20 protein-coding genes are annotated in these 21,192 nt (G+C 38.0%); all 20 read right to left on the bottom strand.

The window, feature by feature from the left end:
- Nucleotides 1-4: 4 nt before the first annotated feature.
- Nucleotides 5-1,924, bottom strand: a complete 1,920-nt coding sequence (locus EQM13_RS05550; protein WP_128752171.1) for an aconitate hydratase — start codon at nt 1,922-1,924, stop codon at nt 5-7.
- A 14-nt stretch (nt 1,925-1,938) separates the two neighbouring features.
- The gene (locus EQM13_RS05545) at nt 1,939-3,288 is read right to left on the bottom strand and encodes a beta/alpha barrel domain-containing protein (protein WP_206172865.1); all 1,350 of its coding nucleotides are present in this window, start codon (nt 3,286-3,288) and stop codon (nt 1,939-1,941) included.
- A 356-nt stretch (nt 3,289-3,644) separates the two neighbouring features.
- Nucleotides 3,645-4,442 carry an IclR family transcriptional regulator gene (locus EQM13_RS05540; protein ID WP_128752169.1) on the bottom strand — a complete coding sequence of 266 codons (798 nt, stop codon included), beginning with the start codon at nt 4,440-4,442 and terminating at the stop codon, nt 3,645-3,647.
- Nucleotides 4,443-4,674: 232 nt separating this feature from the next.
- Nucleotides 4,675-5,433, bottom strand: coding sequence for a glucose 1-dehydrogenase (locus EQM13_RS05535; protein WP_114217838.1), 759 nt, complete (start codon nt 5,431-5,433; stop codon nt 4,675-4,677).
- Between the two features lie 36 nt (nt 5,434-5,469).
- Nucleotides 5,470-6,780, bottom strand: a complete 1,311-nt coding sequence (locus EQM13_RS05530) for a lactate racemase domain-containing protein (protein WP_128752168.1) — start codon at nt 6,778-6,780, stop codon at nt 5,470-5,472.
- Between the two features lie 44 nt (nt 6,781-6,824).
- Nucleotides 6,825-7,241 (bottom strand): hypothetical protein, encoded by a 417-nt coding sequence (locus tag EQM13_RS05525; RefSeq protein WP_071140108.1) that lies wholly within the window; start codon nt 7,239-7,241, stop codon nt 6,825-6,827.
- Between the two features lie 90 nt (nt 7,242-7,331).
- Entirely contained in the window at nt 7,332-8,732 is a 1,401-nt protein-coding gene (locus tag EQM13_RS05520) for an Nramp family divalent metal transporter (protein ID WP_114217841.1), read from the bottom strand.
- 85 nt (nt 8,733-8,817) lie between these two features.
- Nucleotides 8,818-9,111 carry a hypothetical protein gene (locus EQM13_RS05515; protein ID WP_071140105.1) on the bottom strand — a complete coding sequence of 98 codons (294 nt, stop codon included), beginning with the start codon at nt 9,109-9,111 and terminating at the stop codon, nt 8,818-8,820.
- A 53-nt stretch (nt 9,112-9,164) separates the two neighbouring features.
- Nucleotides 9,165-10,208, bottom strand: a complete 1,044-nt coding sequence (locus tag EQM13_RS05510) for an electron transfer flavoprotein subunit alpha/FixB family protein (protein WP_083381878.1) — start codon at nt 10,206-10,208, stop codon at nt 9,165-9,167.
- Nucleotides 10,209-10,227: 19 nt separating this feature from the next.
- Nucleotides 10,228-11,034, bottom strand: coding sequence for an electron transfer flavoprotein subunit beta/FixA family protein (locus tag EQM13_RS05505; protein WP_128752167.1), 807 nt, complete (start codon nt 11,032-11,034; stop codon nt 10,228-10,230).
- A 39-nt stretch (nt 11,035-11,073) separates the two neighbouring features.
- Complete coding sequence (locus EQM13_RS05500) at nt 11,074-12,225, bottom strand: acyl-CoA dehydrogenase family protein (RefSeq protein ID WP_128752166.1); 1,152 nt, start codon at nt 12,223-12,225, stop codon at nt 11,074-11,076.
- 177 nt (nt 12,226-12,402) lie between these two features.
- On the bottom strand, nt 12,403-13,398 hold the full coding sequence (locus tag EQM13_RS05495) for a C-terminal binding protein (RefSeq protein ID WP_128752165.1): 996 nt from the start codon (nt 13,396-13,398) through the stop codon (nt 12,403-12,405).
- Nucleotides 13,399-13,424: 26 nt separating this feature from the next.
- A complete protein-coding gene (locus EQM13_RS05490) occupies nt 13,425-14,207 on the bottom strand; it encodes an enoyl-CoA hydratase-related protein (protein ID WP_128752164.1) in 783 nt (260 codons plus the stop codon).
- Nucleotides 14,208-14,231: 24 nt separating this feature from the next.
- Nucleotides 14,232-15,083 carry a 3-hydroxyacyl-CoA dehydrogenase family protein gene (locus EQM13_RS05485; protein WP_128752163.1) on the bottom strand — a complete coding sequence of 284 codons (852 nt, stop codon included), beginning with the start codon at nt 15,081-15,083 and terminating at the stop codon, nt 14,232-14,234.
- Nucleotides 15,084-15,092: 9 nt separating this feature from the next.
- Nucleotides 15,093-16,277 carry a thiolase family protein gene (locus EQM13_RS05480; RefSeq protein WP_128752162.1) on the bottom strand — a complete coding sequence of 395 codons (1,185 nt, stop codon included), beginning with the start codon at nt 16,275-16,277 and terminating at the stop codon, nt 15,093-15,095.
- Between the two features lie 8 nt (nt 16,278-16,285).
- Nucleotides 16,286-17,731 (bottom strand): 4-hydroxyphenylacetate 3-hydroxylase family protein, encoded by a 1,446-nt coding sequence (locus EQM13_RS05475; protein WP_128752161.1) that lies wholly within the window; start codon nt 17,729-17,731, stop codon nt 16,286-16,288.
- A 71-nt stretch (nt 17,732-17,802) separates the two neighbouring features.
- Nucleotides 17,803-18,690 carry a thiamine pyrophosphate-dependent enzyme gene (locus EQM13_RS05470; protein WP_071140097.1) on the bottom strand — a complete coding sequence of 296 codons (888 nt, stop codon included), beginning with the start codon at nt 18,688-18,690 and terminating at the stop codon, nt 17,803-17,805.
- Nucleotides 18,690-19,886, bottom strand: a complete 1,197-nt coding sequence (locus EQM13_RS05465) for a transketolase C-terminal domain-containing protein (RefSeq protein WP_128752160.1) — start codon at nt 19,884-19,886, stop codon at nt 18,690-18,692. Before EQM13_RS05465 ends, EQM13_RS05470 begins: the two co-directional genes overlap by 1 nt.
- Nucleotides 19,886-20,191 (bottom strand): 4Fe-4S binding protein, encoded by a 306-nt coding sequence (locus EQM13_RS05460; protein ID WP_128752159.1) that lies wholly within the window; start codon nt 20,189-20,191, stop codon nt 19,886-19,888. Before EQM13_RS05460 ends, EQM13_RS05465 begins: the two co-directional genes overlap by 1 nt.
- Nucleotides 20,192-20,743: a 2-oxoacid:acceptor oxidoreductase family protein gene (locus tag EQM13_RS05455; RefSeq protein WP_128752158.1), complete on the bottom strand. Its 552-nt coding sequence runs from the start codon at nt 20,741-20,743 to the stop codon at nt 20,192-20,194. It abuts the gene before it with no gap.
- Between the last annotated feature and the right edge of the window lie 449 nt (nt 20,744-21,192).

Below are 21,192 nucleotides of genomic sequence, written 5' to 3'. Positions count from 1 at the left end.
AGGTTTACCTGCTTTTTATAAAGTTTAAAAGTCCCCCCGCCCTTAATATTTCTTTTTGTCTTTCCGTTTCGTCCAATATCAAAGTATATCTTTTATTTTGAGTCACATTATTTGCAACAATGGTGTCTCCTTCCATCTGCTCCAAAATATTTTCTAAAACCAGTTCATCCATAACATCTATATCATCATAATCTTTTTCCTGTTGAAAAATAAGGGGAATTATTCCGTTGTTAATTAAATTCTGTTTGTGAATTCTGGCAAAGGACTTGGCCAAAACAGCTTTAATCCCCAAATACAGGGGAACCAATGCAGCATGTTCACGGCTTGAACCTTGACCATAGTTAAATCCGGAAACAATTATTCCTCCTCCAAATTTTTCTGCTTTTTGAGGGAATTCACTATCACAGGGCAACAAGCAATAGTCCGCTAAATATGGGATATTGGATCTGTAAGGCAATAATTTCGCATTTGACGGCATTATATGATCGGTTGTTATATTATCTCCCAACTTAATAAGTACTTTCCCGCCGATATCTTTTGTTAACGGCTTTCCTTGAGGAAAGGGTTTTATATTCGGTCCCTTGACTATTTCAACATTCTCTCCTTTTTCTGCCGGCGGAATTATGGAGTTGTCATTTATAAGAAAATGTTTCGGCAGATTTATATCACCTTCGGAAATATATTTCGTTGGATCAGTGATATATCCCGTTAAAGCTGATACTGCCGCTACTTCGGGACTTGCCAAATATACCTTTGCTGAAGGAGTTCCGGATCTTCCCTTAAAATTCCTGTTAAAAGTCCTCAAAGAAACCCCGTCGGTATTTGGCGCCTGCCCCATTCCGATACATGGTCCGCATCCGCATTCCAATATTCTTGCTCCCGATGAAATAATCTTTGACAAAGCTCCGTTTTCCGCAAGCATATTCAGTACTTGTTTGGAACCCGGAGAAATAGTCAGCGAAACATGTTCGGCTACCGTCTTTCCATCTAAAATTTGAGCAACTCTCATTAAATCCCTATAGGAAGAATTAGTGCAGCTTCCTATAGCAACTTGGTCTACCCTGATATTTTCCACTTTCCCTATGGGCACTACATTGTCGGGGCTATGATAGCAGGCTACTAACGGCCTTAGCTCATCAAGATTTATTACAAACTCTTCATCAAAAACAGCTCCTTCATCGGCGGTTATTTCTCTATAATCACTGCCTCTTCCCTGAGCTTTCAGAAATTCATAAGTAACCTCATCGGAAGGGAAAACAGATGTAGTCGCTCCGAGTTCGGCTCCCATATTTGTTATGGTAGCTCTTTCGGGAACCGTTAAACTTTTAACTCCTTCTCCCCAGTATTCAAATATCTTATTTACTCCGCCTTTAACTTTATATCTTCTCAATATCTCCAAGATTATATCCTTAGCCGATACTCCCGGCTTTAAGCAGCCCTTCAGCTCCACTTTAACAATCTCGGGCATGGTTATAAAATATTCTCCTCCTGCCATAGCCACAGCCACGTCCAATCCGCCGGCACCTATAGCAATCATTCCTATTCCTCCGCAAGTCGGAGTATGGCTGTCGGAGCCTAATAAAGTTTCCCCAGGCACTCCGAATCTTTCTAAGTGAACCTGATGGCATATGCCGTTTCCGGGCTTTGAAAAATATATTCCGTATTTTTTTGCTACACTTTGAATATATCTATGATCATCTGCATTCTCCGGACCCGTCTGAAGCATATTATGATCTATATAAGCCACGGATCTTTTAGTCTTAACCTTATCAACTCCCAAAGATTCCAGTTGAAGGTAAGCCATAGTTCCTGTAGAATCCTGAGTTAAGGTTTGATCTATCCTTATCCCTATTTCAGTTCCTTTTTTCATTTCTCCAATCGATAAATGATCTTTTATGATTTTCTGCGCCACCGTCAGTCTCATATTATTTCCTCCTATTATGCCTCTATGGCCTTTGTTTTATCATCGTTTAAAATGTTTGGAAAATATTTTAATACAATCTCTTTCAGTTCGTCATTTTTTATATTCGAAGTTCTTCCCCTTTTATATTCTTCATCTACCCACTTTTTAATCGAAAGCACTCTTTCGTCATTTTTATCTATTTTTTTGTCACTTTTAAGCTTAAAATAACTGTTTATCCAGGCTGCTATTCCCGCCAATCCCGAATAAGAATTTACCGCTACTATTATAGGCCTGTTCAATACCTTTTCGGTATCAAAACTATTATATATCTCTTCATTTTTTAACAATCCGTCCGCATGTATTCCAGCCCTTGTAACATTGAATTCACTTCCTACAAAAGGTGTACGCACAGGTATTTTATAATTAAATTCTCTTTGAAAATAATCGGATATATCAGAAATAACCTTTAGGTTCATATTTTTTGTCGTACCTTTTAACTGAGCATATTCCATTATCATGGCTTCCAGAGGGCAATTCCCGGATCTTTCTCCGATTCCGAATAATGTGGTATTTACCGAAGAGCATCCATACAGCCAAGAAGTTGTTGAATTAGTCACTACTCCGTAATAATCATTATGGCCATGCCATTCAATGGATTCCGAGGGAACATTGCAATAATACCTTAAACCGTGAATAATTGCAGGTACACTTCTGGGAAGTTCTACTCCATTATAAGGAACTCCAACTCCTAATGTATCACAAGCTCTTATTTTTACTTGTATTCCCGATTTCTTGGAAAGTCCCATCAGATTTTTGACCAGTGGAACGACAAACCCAAAAAAGTCTGCTCTTGTTATATCTTCCAGATGGCATCTCGGAATTATGCCATATTCCAATGCGCTTTCCGCAATGGAAAGATATTTGTTCATGGCTTGTTTTCTCGTCATATTCAATTTGTGAAATATATGATAATCCGAACAGGACATCAATATTCCCGTTTCTTTAATTTTCATATCCTTTACTAACTTAAAATCCCTCTTATCTGCTCTAATCCAGGATGTTATCTGTGGAAATTCATATCCTCTTTCTCTGCATTTCTCTACAGCTTTTCTATCCTTATCGGAATACAGAAAAAACTCGGATTGGCATATAACCCCTGAACCGTTATCTAATTCATGCAGATAATCATAAATCTTGACTATCTGTTTCACCGTCATAAAAGACATAGACTGCTGCCCATCTCTAAAAGTAGTATCCGTAATCCATATGTTCTCCGGCAATTCCATAGGCAGTTGAATATTATTAAAAACAACCTTTGGAATTTCCGAATAAGGAAATATACTCTTATAAAGATTTGGCTTTAGTACATCTACTGGATTATACACGTTAATCCCTCCCGATTATATTTTTATAACGAATAGGAAAGTTCTCACTTATAAAATATTGATTAAAAAGAACTTTCCGTAAATGAGCTTCAAGAAAAACTACCTTATAATATTCCTATAGAAGCTTTTCTTATATCTCAATTAATGCAATATGGATAACCAATATATTCATTTTACAGAATGCCGCATATCTAATTATTATTTTATTCTTACATATATTATATATTGGATATGTATATTATTGAAATTATAAAATATATTTTAACACGTATATAAAAAAATAGCAAACAAAAATGCAAGTTTTTATATAAAAACTTGCATTTTTGTTTGCTATCGTATTTATTAAAGTCTGTTTATTACTTCCAGTATCCTAATTTTTCAGATATAGATCTTGCAGTCTCTATTATAAGATCCCTATATTTTGTATGCATAAGCTCTAAATCCATGTTATTTATTACCCCGGAAATACTTACTGCTGCCGTCACTTTATTTTCATGATCAAATATCGGGGAAGAAATACAACGTACATCGTTTTCATTCTCCCTATCATCAATTGCATATCCATCTTGTCGTACCTTTCTTATTTCTTCTAAATACTGTTCCGCATCAACTATGGTATAATCAGTTAAAGCAGGCATTCCTGTTTTTTTCAAAATTTCTATTATCTTTTCATCACTAAAACCGGACAGAAGACATTTCCCATTAGCGGTAGAATGAACATAGTTTCTCGAACCTATCCCTGCAGTTAATGTTATATTTCTCTTGCTTTGTATTTTTTCAATATAAATTATATTTAACTGTTTAGAGTCAAACTTTGCAACATATATGGTTTCTTTCGTTTCTTCATTAAGCTTTTCAAGAAAGTCCCGTGCAACATTACGTATATCAATATTTTTTTGAACTTTTACCCCTAATTCTAAAAATTTCAGTCCGAGAATATAGTTACAACCGTCTATTTCTTCTACATAGCCCCCTTCTATTAAGTTTTGTAACAATCTATAAACCGTACTTATGGGTAGTTTAATTTTTTTGCTTATCTCTGTAACGTTGACACCTTTTCCCTCCGCTTCACTGATTATGTCGATTATTTCAAATGTCCTATGTAAAGATTGCACAAAAAACTTATTTTTTCTTTCAGGTTCTCCATTTTGCATAGATTTCTCTCCTCTTCAAAATAATACTGTTTAAATAAAACCAAATTGTAATTTTTAATATCCTTATTATAAATAAATCATATTCATGTAATACCCTGTTGTCAAGCATTATAAACAGTTTTACTGTAAATACAGGGAATTTATATACTTAGTCAAAAAAATTATTTGGACGTATTTTGGAAAATACGTCCAAATAAACAGCTAACTTCTCAATATTAATTTTATATAAATATTACCTCCCCATCCATCCTCCGTCAATACATAGTACATGTCCATCTACATAATCAGAAGCATGGGATGAAAGGAATATAGCTCCTCCAATCAGATCCGTCGGTTCTCCCCAGCGTCCGGCTGGAATTCTTTCTAATATTTGTCTGCTACGTTCTTTATCGGATATTAGGGCGGTATTCATCTTAGTGACTATATATCCCGGGGCCATGGCGTTTACATTAATTCCATATTTTGACCATTCATTTGCCATAGCTTTGGTAAGTTGGGCTATTCCTCCTTTGCTGGCAGCATAAGCTGGGACATTTAAACCTCCCTGAAAAGACAACATGGAAGCCATATTTATAATTTTCCCCCATCCATTCTTCTGCATTATAGGAGCTACTCCTTGGCTCAAAATAAAAACGGACTTCAAATTCACGGCCAAAACATCATCCCAATCTTTTTCCGTAAAAACCATAACCGGATTTCTTCTCTGAATACCCGCATTATTGACAAGTATATCAATTCTTCCGAATTCCTTCATAGTGGAATCAATAATCTTAGTTTTTGCTTCATGTATATCTCTTAAATCAGTTTTTATCGGTAAACATCTTCTTCCGGTACTTTCAATTAGCTTCTTTGTCTTGTCTAAGGGGCTTGTATTGCCGACTACCGCCACATCCGCCCCTGCCTGTGCAAGACCATATGCAATACTCTGCCCATTCCCTGAACTTCCTCCTGTTACCACTGCCACCTTACCCGTCAAGTCAAATAAATTCATTTTACTTTCTCTCCTTTCTCATTTAATCGTTAATATCTACCAGCCTGTTATCAGATTATTTTCTTTATCAAACTCAAAATCAAAAGGCCCCGATATGATCTCAAGCTTTGAATTCTTCTTTACATCTTCAATAAGCGATTCGGAGACATATATGTTTTTCAGGCTCAAAGTATTTTTAATACGTACTATACGTGATTTTCTGCCGTCATAATCCAAATTGTTAGCTGTCTTTATTGCCGTTTTTATAGCTTCATAATCATTAGGCATAACCATAGGCAAGCGTACAGTACTGGGGATAGCTGCAGTAATCGAATTGATATAGCCTTTTGTAAAGTCCGTATCCTTCAGCACTCTTGAAGTAGTAATATCGGCTACTCCTATACCGTTTGCATTTCCATCCGTAGCCTTCGTAAGCCCCAACACCACGATCCGGTTTACTTTAAAATCACTTTTTACATAATCCGACGCAAATCTTCCCGTAATATTAGGGTCCATCCCGTCTCCGCTGATGTCCTTTCCCAGTTCGTCCACTATAAGGATGTCCGGATTATTTAATAAAATTTGGGGCATTAATGACTTGGCAGTTTTTAAAAGTTTTGGTTCTTCAGTGAAGAATTCCGACGGGGCTAAAGCCCTTATATCCGCTGTTTCATCATATGCATTTTCCAAAATTGCCACTCCGAGAACTACAGGTACATGGGAGAATACAATCCTTGACATATTCTTTAATTTCTCGGAAAAGTTATTAAATCCCATTTTATGGCACAATTCTGCCCCCTTTTGTTTCCCCATTCCTATAACAGACATCTTTATTAAACCGCTTTCTATATCTCCGTGAAATGCCGTATGAGGTTTAACACGATTTACAAGTATAACCCCATCGGCATTGAGGGCATCCTTACTTGTAAATACCGGAATATCTTCGTCTGTCTTCCCTAAAAATTCCACATCAAGGTTTGATATAATAGGAGCTCCTACTTTATCTTCGGTGATACCGTATCCCTCCAACAATTCCTTCTGTCCTTCGGGAGTCGCACCTCCGTGGCTTCCCATTGCAGGGATTATAAATGGTTCACCGCCGTATTGTTTTACCTCCTTTACTATTTGAGTGGCTATAGAGGATATATTATTGATACCACGGCTTCCGAGGGCTATGCATACTTTTTTGCCATTTAGAGATTCCATTATATCTTTTTTATTTGTTAACTCGCCTTTTAACTTCTCAATAAAATTTGAAAGTTTTAAAGTATCGAAATTCTGACGTACTTTATACATCTTAGGAATAAATACGGAGTCGGACATTTTTATAATCGATGGAAAATCAATTTTAAAATCTAATCTATTCATTATTTACCACCTTCGATTCAATTTTTATATACCTCACAAAATTATTATTGTGACTTGCTTAATTTCTTATATACTGACATATATATGCGATAAAAAAAGAATCCGAACACGCTGCCTAATCCAAAAATCACAATTAACCCTACTGCCATTGAGAATAAAAATGATAATGAAAAACTGTAATTCATACCTATAATAATTTGAATTCTGCTTAATAAAGCTACAAATCCCCAATATAACATGGATGTTTTAAGAAAAGTTCTTCTTGTTTTTCTTAATTTTAATAATAAATCAAAGAACAAACCAGCAACAATAGTTAAAATACAGGCAAGAAATACCCTATGGAAAAACCCTTCTCGCTTCAAAATCATAAAATTATTATTTCTCATAGAGATTATCAACGCCAAAGCAAAAATACCTAATGAAAAAAACAGCATAATAATACTACCGATATATTTTTTCAAGTCAAAGTTACCCCCTTTATAAACTTAATAAAACAGTTACAGGATAACTCCTTTTTATATTAGTGAGTTATCCTGTTGTTATAAAAGCAGTTATACCAAAGTAGTTGTATAGAATATTGCAAAAATACTAAAGAAAACGATGCCTACTATATTCCAAAATACACACCACTTTGTAGGTTTATAAATTTTCGGCAGTATTTTGAGGTTAACTATTAATACGACTACGGACAATATCGGCAAATTATAAGCGCCGTCTAATATTGACTGTGCCTGTAGCAGGAGCAAAGGCTGGGCATCTTTTAAAGTAACTATCAAAGAAATCAGGCATTGTATTGTAAATATCGTTACCCAAAATCTATAAGTCTTACGCTTGTCATATTTAGTAGTAAGCTTTGGAACAAGTATTCTGCTTGCATCGTCCCACATTCTGGAGGTTCCGTCTTGGAATGCCAAATAAGTAGCAAACATTACTTCAATAGCTACTATTACATATATCCATTCGCCAATGGGACCTATTAGCTGTACCATTATCTGGGCCTGAACAAGTACCACCTTTAATCCTTCCGGCACCAAGCCTCGAGGTTGTAATATTGCATAGCCGCATAGGAAAAAACTTAAACAGACAACTAAAGTCAAAATTGTCCCGATTCCTAAATCAAGGCGTAACATTTTCATCCACCCTTTGCCTTTTCTAACTTCTTCCGGCGTCTCTCCCGGAATTACCGCCACATCAATACCCTTTTCATCTTTTTTATTATTATTTAAACCAAACCCATATCCTTTTTCTTTAAGCCAATAGCTGTACCATATAGTACCTACACAACCGGCTCCCACAAATCCGGTGAGAGACATCATATCAGTCCACGCTTGGGGATTCTGCGGCAATTTAGGCATGATTATGTTTAAAAACAATTCTCCATATCCTTTCCCCGGTGTAAAAACAATTGCCGAAATTAATATACATAAAGTCATAAATGACGTACCGATTGTACAGAATTTCTCCAGTGTATCATATCTGCCAAAATATAATATCAGTCCGGTTAAAAGTGCAATTATTGTCGCCATAAATGCTAAGCTTCCCCTTCCGCCAAAAATCCATTGCAGCAAAGTGGCGCAATTTACGCAATAAGTGGAAATAGTAATTACCTGCCATGCAATAGGTAAAAATGCAAACCAGAAAACCAAAATCTTCGATGCCTTTGCTATTCCGCCCATGATTGGCTGCCCCGTTAAAACAGTATATCGTCCGACTTCATAGTTTATAAAGAATTTTATAAATATTAAAAATACTATCATCCATGCAAACCTAAGACCGTACATGGCGGAATTTCTCGTAATCAATATTAATTCTCCCGTACCTATGGCAGCGGCAGACCAAACCAATCCCGGTCCGATCTTTTTAAGCAATGTCTTGGTATCGCTTTCAATATCCGGCAGTTCTCCAACTTCAAGTCCCTCTGAAGTTAACCTTTTTCTTTTTATACCCTCCAAAATTTTTCCCTCCCAATTTAATTTTTTGTTTTTTTGACAAAATCAAGCCGATTGTAACCTTTTCCTCCTTTCTATTCTCAAAAGGCTACCTCATAAGGGATAGCCTTTCTATTTTTTCCCTTAAGACCTCGACTAATTTTTCATCGGATACCGGAACCATATCAATAAAATTACCTGCCACGATAATCGCAGGGCCCTTAAAATCAGGTTTTGTAATGCAATTTTTAGGACAACCGCTGATTATCAGAAGAACATCATAATTTTTGCTCTCCCAGCTTACATATTGAACACCCAATATTCCTTGAATATTTTTATATATATATCCCATGTCAATATAAGGATTGCAACTTCCGCAAAATTTAACTCCGACTTTCAACATGATATACATTTCTCCCATACATCTTCAAACCGATTTTTACGTTGAAAGATTATTTACATTGATTTTAATTTTTCGATTTTCTCAATCAAATCTTTAAGTATAATTTCAGCATCTCCTACAACCCCTACATCCGACACATTAAAGATCGGTGCATTCTCATCCTTATTAATGCTTATAATTACATCGGAATCCTTCATGCCGCATACATGATGAGTCGAACCCGATATGCCAAAGCCTATATACAGCTTAGGACGAATCGTTTTTCCGCTTGTCCCTATCATACAATGGTCGTCCGGTATCCACCCTTCGTCAACGACAGGCCGGCTGCATCCTACGGTTCCCCCTAAAAGTTGGGCTAATTTCCGGAGAAGATTCCAATTTCCCTTTGAACCTATGCCGAACCCGCCGGCCACCACGACTTTAGCTTCCTGTAACGGTATGCCCTTATATTCTTTCTTGTGAACTGCCAATGCTTTTATACATCCTTTATCTTTCTTAATAATATCTGACGGGTCATATCTGATTGTTTTAAATTTATTTCCCTGCATTTTTTGCCCTTTTTCCAAGATTCCCGGTTTTACTGTAGCTATTTGAGGCCTGTGTTTAGGGCATATGATATCCCCTATGACCTTACCGCCAAAGGCAGGTACAGCAGAAACAAGGTTGTTGTCCTCATCAATATGTAAGCCTACAGAATGGGTTGCAACACCTGTTCCCAGCCTAACTCCCAACATTGAAGCAATATCCTGTCCCGATATGGTAGCTCCTATAAGAAGTATCTCAGGTTTTCTTTTCTTTATTAAATCAGTTAAAATCAGGCTATAAATTTCATTATTAAACATTTCCAGTGCAGGGTCATCTATAACTATAACTTCCTCCGCTCCATATTCTCCCAATTCCTCAGTTAATTTTTCAATGCCATTTCCGATAATTACTGCAGTTACAGGCTCAGATGATTTTAACTGCATTTTTAATTCTTTGGCTTTTTGTATTAACTCAAAGCTGACTGAATCTATCCGCCCTGACCTTTGTTCCGCTAAAACCCAAACGCCTTTCCATTCATCTATATTCATTCTTCTTTCCCTTCCTCTGTTCACCAATATATCTTCTTACAATTTATTCAAGAGGTATACCGGCTGCCGTTAATTCTCTTATAAGTAAATCCGCTATTTCATCCGGTTCGCCCCTTAATTTTTTACATTTCCTGTCGATAGAGGGAACATTCACTGCTCCTGCCTGTGTAGGAGACCCTTTCAGGCCTATATTATTTAAATCTATGTCAATATCCTTTACCCCATATATTGTCAACGGTTTCTTTTTAGCTCCCTTTATGCCCATAATCGTTGTATACCTCGGTCTGTTAATCTCACGGGATACAGCTAATAAAGCCGGCAGTTTTATGAAATACTCTATAGACCCGCCTTCGATTTTTGCTCTAACCTTAAGTTCTGTTTCATTTATAAATTCTATTTTTTTCACTCCCCACAGATGCGGGATTTCAAGCCATTGAGCTAATTGGGCAGGAACTTGGGTTGTTGCTCCGTCGGCACTTTCCGTACCGGTAATGATTATGTCAAATGGGCCTATTTTTTTTAACCCTTGGGCCAAAGTATAGGAGGTTGCCAGTGTATCTGCTCCTCCAAACTCACGATCACTTAAAATATAAGCCGCGTCCGCTCCCATGGCCAGAACCTCTCTCATATTTTCTTCGGCGTTAGGCGGCGCCATTGTTATTACCGTCACCTTTCCTCCGTATTTTTCTTTAATTTCTAAAGCGGCTTCTACCGCATTTTTGTCTGCCGGATTAATGACAGCCGGTATACCGCTGCGGGTTATCCTTTTTGTCCTTGGATCTATGGTTATCTTGTCATAAAAATCAGGGTCGGGCACCGGTTTTATACAAACAGCAATATTGTAACTCAATTAACTTCACCCCCTTTTCTATACATAAAAACACATGTTTTAATTTTTGTTTATTGTATCTCTTCCAATAATAATTTTCTGAATATCCGTTGTACCACCGGAAGGAATAGCAGCCTGTGCATCTCTTAAAAAACGTCCTACAGGATATTCATTTATTACACCATAGCCCCCCATAAGATCCATTGTACGTTTGGAAGCATTAACCGCAGCCTCCGTTGCATACCATTTTGCCATTCCGAACTCCGTTGTGCAAGGAAGGTTTTCATCTTTCATACTTGCGGCATGATAAAGCAATAATCTTGCTGATTCATATTCAAGCCTTGTTTCGGCTATATTAAACTGAATCGATTGGATTTTCGACAGAGGTTTTCCGTATATGATACGTTCATTAGCAAATTTAACTGCCTCTTCCAAACATCCGCGCAAAATTCCGACGCCGATTGCGGCCATACCTGCACGTCCTACTTCTCCTATACTCTTCATGGCAATTTTAATTCCGTCTCCAGAACCTCCCAGCATTGCCTCAGATCCGACAGTTACGTTTACACAGTTAATATCTCCTGTTACAGAGCCACGCAAACCAAATTTATTTTCTTTTCTGCCGGGAGTATATCCGGGAGTACCTTTTTTTATTATAAATGCTGCCATCAAGTTATGCCCTTTTTGATCTTTTCCTATGCTTACTACCAACACATTGTAATCGGCTATATGGGAATTGGTTATGAAACATTTTCGTCCGTTGATTACCCATTTGCCGTCTTTTTCTTCCGCCTTGGATTTAATTCCCATTAGATCGGAGCCTCCACCCGGCTCTGTCACAGCCAAACCGGCAATCTTTGTTCCTGCCGCCAACTCGGGCAGATATTTCTTCTTTTGTTCTTCAGTTCCGAAATATAAAATTGAAGACAATCCTAAATGATGAGTCATTAAAGCAATTCCAAGTCCCGCTGAATATTTTGATATCTCCTCTAAGCATATTGCCCTTTCCACATGGCCCAATCCGGCTCCGCCATACTCCTCGGGAACAAAAACTCCTGTTATTCCCATCTCACCCATCTTCGGAAAAAGTTCTATGGGGCAATAATCTTTTTCATCCCACTCAGCCGCTTTAGGGGCTATTTCAGCTTCAGCAAATTCACGTACAGCTTTTCTAAGCATTTCCTGTTCTCGAGTAAACTGAAAAAACTGCATTATAAATTACCTCCTTGTTATACATAAAATTATCAAATTTCATTTGAAATATTATATAAGAACCGATATCGGCGTAAAGCTCAAATCTCACACAATATTTAAAAATAGGGGAATTATCTGTGAATTGTTCGGCTGATATCGGTTCATCATATCTATAAGTTATTTTTATATAAATTTTTATCTTTCTTTTAAATTTAACTTCCCTTTTAACTCTCTATTTACAAGATTTTTAGGATAATATCCCTCCAACACCTGAACTACCTGCTGAGCGGTTGTCCTTTGAAGAGCCTCTGCCGATTCTTCCGAATACCAAGCCACATGGGGTGTAATAATTACATTATCCATTTTCACCAGAAGATTATCTTTAGATATGGGTTCTTTATATACCACATCAAGGGCCGCCCCTGCAATTTCTTTATTCTGCAATGCTTCAATCAATGCCTTTTCGTCAACAACCGGACCTCTCGCCGCATTTATCAGATATGACGTCTTTTTCATCTTTTTGAATGCCGCCTCGTTAAACATTTCTTTTGTAGACGGCAGCAAGGGGACATGTATAGAAACAAAATCAACTGTTTGAATAATATCGTCAAATTCCATTCTGCTTACGTCATATTTTGACATCTCTTCTGCCGTAATGTAGGGATCATAAGCATAGACCTTCATTCCAAAACTCTGGGCCTTTTTAGCGACCAGTTTAGGTATTTTTCCAAAACCTATAAGCCCAAGTTTCTTCCCCTTTATTCTATAGATTGGCTTTGAAACTTTATAATCCCAAACCCCTGATTTTACTTTTCCGTTAAGCAGCGTAAGTTTTCTGGCAATAGCCAACATCAGAAGTACAGCATGGTCTGATACCTCATCAACACAATAATCGGGAACATTGGCAACGCATATATTCTTTGCGGTAGCCGATTTTATATCTATTTTGTCAACACCGATACTATATGTTGAAATAACTTTACATTTCTTTAAGTGATCGATAACCCGCGGCGTTATCTTCGCATATTGAACTATAACACCGTCAGCGTCTTTAGTTGCATCTATTACTTCGTCTTCCGTCTTACATTGATAGGAATCATAAAAATCAACATCAATTTTTGACATCTCTTGCCTTTCAATCTCCATAGATTCATATTCATGGTCGGTAACAACAACTTTAAATTTGCTCATTTTCTCCCCTCCACATATAGTCTTCTTTATTCATCTTTAAAGTCGGCTTTTCTTTTCTCCAAAAATGCACTCATACCTTCTATGCGGTCCTCGGAACCAAATGAAGTGGTATAGGCTTCGGCTTCATAAGCAATCCCGGAAGCCAAATCCATATTCATTCCGTTATTAACAGCATATTTAGCCATCCTCACAGCTATAGGTCCCTTAGATATTATCTTCTCGGCAATTTTTAATGTCTCTTCATAAAGTTTTCCGTGAGGTACTACCTTATCGATCAACCCCATATTAAATGCTTCCTCTGCCGTTATCATATCTGTGGTAAAAATATAATATTTAGCACGGCCTTTGCCTATCAGCCTCGGAAGCCTCTGGGTTCCTCCATATCCGGGAATTATACCAAGTCCTACTTCCGGCTGCCCGAATTTGGCTTTTTCAGAGGCAATACGAATATCACACGCCATTGCCAGTTCACAGCCTCCCCCCAATGCATAACCGTTTACGGCCGCAATTACAGGTCTGCTGAGATTTTCAATTTCTTGAAATACGCACTGACCTAATCTTGTCATATTTCGCCCTTCATGTATATTTAAAGATTTCATTTCTGCAATGTCCGCACCTGCAACAAAGGACTTTTCTCCGCTTCCTGTTATTATTACAACCATAATTTCTTTATCTCTTTCAATATCTCTTACCACATTCTCAAGTTCATTTAGGGTATCAGTATTAAGTGCGTTCAAAACTTTAGGTCGGTTTATCGTTATTGTTAAAATACCATCTTTTTCGTCTAAAATAATATTTTTATAACCCATCCAATTACACCCTCTTACGATTATTTACTCGTATTTATAAAAACCTTCTTTTGTCTTCTTGCCAAGTTTACCCGCTCTGACCATCTTCCTCAATAAAGGAGCAGGCCTGTATTTGGGATCCCCATACTCTTTATAAAATGTTTCCATTACAGCCAGCAATACATCAAGACCTATTAAGTCCGTCAATGCCAAAGGCCCCATGGGATAGTTACATCCGTAAACCAGTGCCTTATCTATATCTTCTACTGTTGCAACTCCTTCATCCACTAAGTAAACGGCTTCATTAAGCATCGGATCAAGTAAACGATTTACTATAAAGCCGGCTTTATCCTTTGCAACAACGTAAACCTTCCCCATTTTTTCTCCAACTTTTTTAGCTTTACTAAGAGTTTCCTGCGATGTAACATATCCCATGGTTATTTCCAAAAGTTTCATTATAGGTACGGGATTAAAGAAATGCATTCCTATAACCCTATCGGGTCTTTTTGTAAACGAAGCCAAATATGTTATAGAAATCGAAGACGTATTGCTTGCAAATATAGTTTCAGGAGGACATATTTCATCCAATTCCTTAAATATCCCGCTCTTAATTTTTTCATCTTCGGAAGCCGCTTCTATTACTGCGTCGGCTGTTTCGGCTTCCTTCATACCGACTGTCGTTTTCAGCCTGTTTAATGCTTTATCTCTTTCCTCAGCCGTAAATTTCCCCTTTTCAACCAATCTGTTTATTCTTTTCTCTATATTCTGCCTTCCCCTTTCAACGAAGGTCTCGTTAATATCACTCATTGTTACTTCAAGTCCCGACTGCACGGCAGTTTGAGCAATACCCGAACCCATAGTTCCGGAACCTATAACAAATAATTTATTAATAGTCATACTTTCATCTCAGCACCTTTCTATAAGACTTGCGATTCCTTGGCCTCCACCGATACATAAAGCAACAACAGCATATTTAGCATTACGCCTTATCATTTCATTAACAACCGTCACTACTAATCTGGCTCCGCTGCATCCTACCGGATGACCTAAAGCTATGGCTCCCCCATTGACATTTACTTTTTCCGGGTCAAGTCCGAGATCCCTGACACACGCTGCGGCTTGAGCCGCAAAGGCTTCGTTTATTTCAAAAAGATCTATGTCCTCTTTTCTTACCCCTGTCTTTTTCAGTAATTTATTGATTGCCGGCACCGGAGCATAACCCATTATTGAAGGATCAACTCCTGCCGAAGAAAATCCTCTAAATACGGCTATAGGTTTTTTCCCCATTTCTTCTGCTTTTTCTTTCGACATCACAACCACCGCAGCAGCACAATCATTTATTCCCGAAGAATTTCCGGCAGTCACCGTGCCGTTTTCCTTAAAAGCCGGTTTCAATTTAGATAAGGTCTCAATAGTTGTATCCTCTCTTATCGTTTCATCCTGATCAAAAATCACAGTCTGTTTATGTTTTTTTACTTCTACGGGGATAATCTCATTTTTAAATTTCCCTTCTCTTCTGGCTTTAGCTGCCTTCATGTGGCTGTTATAAGCAAATTCATCCTGCATTTCTCTCGTAATTTCACATTTTTTTGCCACATTCTCCGCAGTAACACCCATATGATAATTGCAAAACGGGTCTATCAAACCATCGTATAACATGCCGTCCAATAACTCTCCGTGGCCGATTCTGACACCAAATCGGTGATTGTGAATTATATAAGGAATCCTGCTCATTGTTTCACAGCCGCCGGCAACAATAATATTTCCGTCTCCCACTCCTATTGCCTGAACTGCACACTGTACGGCCTTAAGTCCGGTACCGCAGTTTTTATTAGGTGTCCAGGCAGGTACTTCTACGGGCAGGCCCGCATATATAGCACATTGTCTTGCGGAATTAGCCTTTATACCGGCCTGAAAATGGGTTCCCATTATAACTTCGTCTACCTGATTTCCGTTGATATTTGCCCTTTTTAGTGCTTCCCTCACTACTATTGCACCCAATTCAGGTGCATTGAAATTGCTTAATGAGCCCCCAAATTTACCTACAGGCAACCTACATCCGCTTACAATTACAGCTTCATGTACATTCATACGTTAAATTACCCCTCCATCTTGTCTATTTTAGCTAATTTTTTAGCAATATCCATTTTATGTTCCAGATTTGCTTGTCTGTATATCATTATCCTCATAGCCTGAGGAGAGCCGGCGCCATGCATTGATTCGGCCAATGCCGTTCCCCCGGTCATATTTTCCAGCAGACGTGCCATTCTGATTCTCTCTTCTGTGGAATACTTAGGATTTGCAGCAAGATATTTATCTATATAGGGCCCTACTTCTTTCGACTTGTAATCCGCTTCATAAGGAAGGGTTGCAATAAAACCTCCTGCTATATCATGGGCCAGCCGAGAAATCTCATACATTGTTCTCGTACAATTCAGCTTTGCCGCATTAGCAAATAGCGTATTAACATAGTAGCTTCCTGCGGGGGTCTTGAATCCTTCCGACGAACAAGCCAATGAACAGCAATGCATTGTTTCGGCCAAAAACGTCATCTCCACAAGTTTGTCTTTGATATGGGATTTATTTAAAACTCCGTTACAGTCTGCTACCGCCGCAGCCGTACCTATTATTACATCAGCGAGCCCTACCTTGCATCCTCCGTAATTCTGCCTATGATAGGAAGCAAAGGTCTCTACGTATTTCTGGGCATAGGGGTATTCGTTACACATAAAAACCCGTTCCCACGGAACAAATACATCATTTAATATCGTTAATGTTTCTCCGCCAACTATGGCAAATTCCGAATTGCCGCAGTCAATGTCTCCGTCTAACCTTCTTTGATCATTTGTTTGACGGCCGAATATGTGAATAACTCCGGGGGCATCTACGGGAATAGCGCAAGCCACAGCATAATCCTTATCCTCAGGCCCCAGATTTGTTGTAGGCAATATCAACATCTCATGGGAATTAGCCATGCCTGTTTGATGTGCCTTAGCACCTCGTACCACAATTCCGTCTTTTCTTTTATCTACAATATGAACATACAAATCAGGATCGGCCTGTTGTGACGGTTTTTTGCTTCTGTCTCCCTTAACATCAGTCATGGAACCCGCTATCATTAAATCATTTTGCTGAACATACTTATAATATTCTTTAAAGCGTTCATGATAATTGGTATGGCAATCCCTGTCTATTTCATAAGTTGTTATAAAAGTAGCATTTAACGCATCCATCCCTACACATCTCTGATAACAGGTTCCCGTATGTTGGCTTATCATCCTTAACATCTTTACTTTTTTCACTAAATCACCGGTGCTCTGTGGAATATGGGTAAACCTGTTTATTTTTTTACCAGTTAAACTGGATGTCGCTGTCATCAGGTCTTCATACTTCGGTTCAAAAGCCAAATCATATGTCATAGCCGCAGAATTTACATGGGGTTTGGTCATCTTATCATCAACTACATCCTCTATCCTGCGTCCGTTACAATAAATAATAGGGTGTAACTTTTTTAGGCTTTCACGGTATTGATTTCCCGTTTTCATAATCTTATCTCTCCCTTTATCTTATAATCATAGATAGCCATCATTAATTTGTTAATAAATTTTTTATTTTTTTAATCCTCAACCAGATTCTTTAAAGCTTTCCATTCCCGATCCCTGTGTTTTTCAATAACTTCAAAGTCGCCTTTGTTGAGATGTCTGAATCTCTTCTGTCCCCCTAAATATTCGGAAACAGGCTTAAATGATTTAGGTTCTATATTAATCCTGATTTTACCTTTTTCATATTCCGCCAAATACCAAAGTCCCGTTTGTACAGCCAATTTCCCTATTTCTACGGTCTTGTCCGTATCAAACCCCCATCCTGTGGGACATGGAGACAATACATGGATAAATTTAGGGCCTTTAATTTTTTTAGCTTTAGTTACTTTATTAATAAAATCAAAGGGATATCCTACGCTGGCAGTCGCACAGTATGGTATACGATGGGCCATCATGATCTCAAAAAGATTCTTTTTAAACTTTGTCTCTCCTAAAGCGCCGTCATTTGTAGGTGTGGTTGTAGTCCATGCCCCATAGGGAGTAAGGCTGCTTCTCTGGATGCCCGTATTCATATATGCTTCGTTGTCATAGCAGATATATATAAAGTCGTTGCCGCGTTCTACTGCCCCTGACAAAGCCTGAATGCCTATATCTGCCGTGCCGCCGTCTCCCGCCAATCCGAGAACATTTACATCATTTAATCCCTTAGCCTTACAGGCTGCGGAAATTCCGGAAAGAACAGCACCAGTTGCCGGAAAAGAGCTTGTCATACTATTTGTAAAAAACGACATTTGAGGATATATTGTAGTAACAGATGAAATACAACTTGCCGGAAGAACAACTATCGTTTTATCCCCCAAAATTTTCATTGCCAAACGTGATACAATCCCTGCCCCACATCCTTGGCATGCCTTATGACCGTAAAACAATTCCTCATCGCTTAATTCTTTCATCTTAATCATTATTTCCACCTCAATCCCGTAAATTGAACTTCCTCTACATCTTTACCTAAGTCAGCAGCTTCCAGCTGACCAAACATATCTGCAATATATTGCTTTGTAATGTCACGTCCCGATATTCCGGCAATAAAGTTTATCGTTTTAACATTCACTCCCGGAGTATACAATGAAGATTTTACCTCCGAGTACACTGCCCCTTCGTAGCCAAATGAAATATCGCGGTCAATAACACCAACTGCTTTTACTTTCTTTCCTAATTCTTTAAAATATTCCTTCGGGAAAGGACGATAAGAACGAATCTTTACAAGTCCTACCTTCTTCCCCTGTTTTCTAAGTTCGTCGACTACCAGCCTTGAAGTTCCGACTACACTTCCCATGGCAACGATAACATAATCAGCATCTTTTACGTAATACTCATCAATCATACCTCCGTAAGAACGCCCAAATTTATTTCCATACTCTTCATCAACTTCTTTAATAACCTTTTCGGCATTTTCCATTGCTTCCTGCTGTTGATATCTGAATTCTGTTTGCCATTCGGGGGAAGCGGTAAAGCTAAGGCTCTTTGGATTGTCAAAATCGAATTTATTTACAGCATTATACGGCGGAAGAAACTCATCTACATCCTCTTGCTCAGGTATATCGACTAATTCATAAGTATGAGTCAAAACATAACCGTCCAAATTAATCATTATTGGAGTTAAAATCTTGGGATTTTCCGCAACTTTATATGCTTGAATCAAAGTATCAAGGGCTTCCTGTCCATTTTCCACATATAGCTGCATCCAGCCTGAATCCCTTTCGGAAATGGAATCCCTGTGATCGCAGTATATGTTCCAAGGAGCGGCAACAGTTCTGTTGGCATTTATCATTACTATGGGGAACCGACTGCCGCTTACATAATGAAGCATTTCCGACATATACAAAAGCCCCTGAGAAGAAGTAGCTGTAAAAGTACGGCATCCCATCATTGAAGCACCCATAGATGCTGCCATTGCACTATGTTCACTCTCCATTAATAAGAACTGGCATTTCATTTCATCAGATGCAATAAATTCCGATATCTTTTCTATAATTATTGTCTGGGGTGTAATAGGATATGCTGCAATAACTTCCGGTTTACAAAGCCTTGCTGCATATGCCACGGCTTCATCCCCGGAAATAAAATTTTTCTTTGTTGCTACTGCTGTTGTACTCATTATTTTTCACTCTCCTTTATCATGTCAATAGCTTTTGAGGGACATTCATAAGCACATATTCCGCAGCCTTTGCAATAGTCATAGTCTATTTCCAGTTTAGTGCCGGTTTTATCTATTACCCCATCAGGACAGACCACCCAGCATACATAGCACATACTGCACTTTGTCTCGTCAATAACCGGCCTAAAAGTTCTCCATCCGGAATTGACATCAATTAATACCCCTGCGGCAGAACCGGGACCTAAGGGCATATCTTCTTTTGTTCTCGGGAACTGATAATTCTTGACTACCTTTGGTTTGTACATTTACTGATTTCCCCCTCTCATAAATTCATAAGCAGTCTGAGCAGCTTTCTTGTTTTTCTCGCGTAAATCTCTATCCATAAATGAATCAATAGCCTCATAAACCGATTTGATGTCAACAAAATTAGTTACTTCGACAGCCGCCCCCAGCATTACAGTATTGGTAATAGGTTTTCCCAAGATATTCAATGCTATCTGAGTAGCATCAATAGTATATATCTTTGCTTTTACATTAAAATTAAAAAGATTCGGACTTTTATGTGAATTAATAAGCATTACTCCGCTATCTTTTAATCCCTTAGTCACATCTACAGAGCCAATTAAGCTCTCGTCAAGAACAACAACCACGTCACAACTGTAAACTTGACTGTGGTCGTTAATCGGCTTATCATCAATGCGGGTAAAACCTAAAACAGGTGCACCTCTCCTTTCAGGACCAAAAGACGGAAAAGCCTGAGCATAATTGCCTCCATATACGGATGCAGCCAGTCCCAATAACCTTGCCGCCGTAAATCCTCCATGGCCTCCCCTGCCATGCCATCTGACTTCTATCATTTTACATATCCTCCTTTTTTATAATAATCATTATATACATCATTAAACTACATTACATTTTGAGTTTCCACAATGTGATTTCTGTTTTCATTTTTATTTTATACTCCTCCATGAAAATTGTCAATAGAAATTGAATTTTTATTTGTAATTATTTATAAATCATTAACATAAAATTTCATGACAATAGTAATTCAGGTACCTTGACATTTTCAACCATCTCTTTTTGAATTTGAAATCAGATTCTTCAAAACAAGTAAAAATTTGGTTTACAACATTATTTATTTAGTGAATGTGCTCATTTTGATGTTAAAAATAGGGCGAGTATGCGAAACTAATGCATAATTACCTAAAATAAAAAAATCTTTAAACTTATGTCAGGTTGGTATTCTTAATACAACTAAAAAGAAGAATGTCCCGAAACTACTGAATAATCCGTAAACTAAAAGAAT

The organism is Acidilutibacter cellobiosedens (assembly GCF_004103715.1).
GTDB classification, from domain to species: Bacteria; Bacillota; Clostridia; order Tissierellales; family Acidilutibacteraceae; genus Acidilutibacter; species Acidilutibacter cellobiosedens.
The sequence above is the reverse complement of the archived record's forward strand: the minus strand, read 5'-3'. Positions and strand labels throughout refer to the sequence as shown.

Bases quoted from the DNA above. Each gene is read 5' to 3' on its own strand.
- EQM13_RS05530 (WP_128752168.1), bottom strand. From the start codon at position 6,780: ATGAATAGATTAGATTTTAAAATTGATTTTCCATCGATTATAAAAATG.
- EQM13_RS05465 (WP_128752160.1), bottom strand. From the start codon at position 19,886: ATGAGTACAACAGCAGTAGCAACAAAGAAAAATTTTATTTCCGGGGAT.
- EQM13_RS05460 (WP_128752159.1), bottom strand. From the start codon at position 20,191: ATGTACAAACCAAAGGTAGTCAAGAATTATCAGTTCCCGAGAACAAAA.
- EQM13_RS05475 (WP_128752161.1), bottom strand. From the start codon at position 17,731: ATGAAAACGGGAAATCAATACCGTGAAAGCCTAAAAAAGTTACACCCT.
- EQM13_RS05470 (WP_071140097.1), bottom strand. From the start codon at position 18,690: ATGATTAAGATGAAAGAATTAAGCGATGAGGAATTGTTTTACGGTCAT.
- EQM13_RS05500 (WP_128752166.1), bottom strand. From the start codon at position 12,225: ATGCAGTTTTTTCAGTTTACTCGAGAACAGGAAATGCTTAGAAAAGCT.
- EQM13_RS05455 (WP_128752158.1), bottom strand. From the start codon at position 20,743: ATGATAGAAGTCAGATGGCATGGCAGGGGAGGCCATGGAGGATTTACG.
- EQM13_RS05540 (WP_128752169.1), bottom strand. From the start codon at position 4,442: ATGCAAAATGGAGAACCTGAAAGAAAAAATAAGTTTTTTGTGCAATCT.
- EQM13_RS05485 (WP_128752163.1), bottom strand. From the start codon at position 15,083: ATGACTATTAATAAATTATTTGTTATAGGTTCCGGAACTATGGGTTCG.
- EQM13_RS05480 (WP_128752162.1), bottom strand. From the start codon at position 16,277: ATGAATGTACATGAAGCTGTAATTGTAAGCGGATGTAGGTTGCCTGTA.
- EQM13_RS05535 (WP_114217838.1), bottom strand. From the start codon at position 5,433: ATGAATTTATTTGACTTGACGGGTAAGGTGGCAGTGGTAACAGGAGGA.
- EQM13_RS05490 (WP_128752164.1), bottom strand. From the start codon at position 14,207: ATGGGTTATAAAAATATTATTTTAGACGAAAAAGATGGTATTTTAACA.
- EQM13_RS05515 (WP_071140105.1), bottom strand. From the start codon at position 9,111: ATGTTGAAAGTCGGAGTTAAATTTTGCGGAAGTTGCAATCCTTATATT.
- EQM13_RS05550 (WP_128752171.1), bottom strand. From the start codon at position 1,924: ATGAGACTGACGGTGGCGCAGAAAATCATAAAAGATCATTTATCGATT.
- EQM13_RS05495 (WP_128752165.1), bottom strand. From the start codon at position 13,398: ATGAGCAAATTTAAAGTTGTTGTTACCGACCATGAATATGAATCTATG.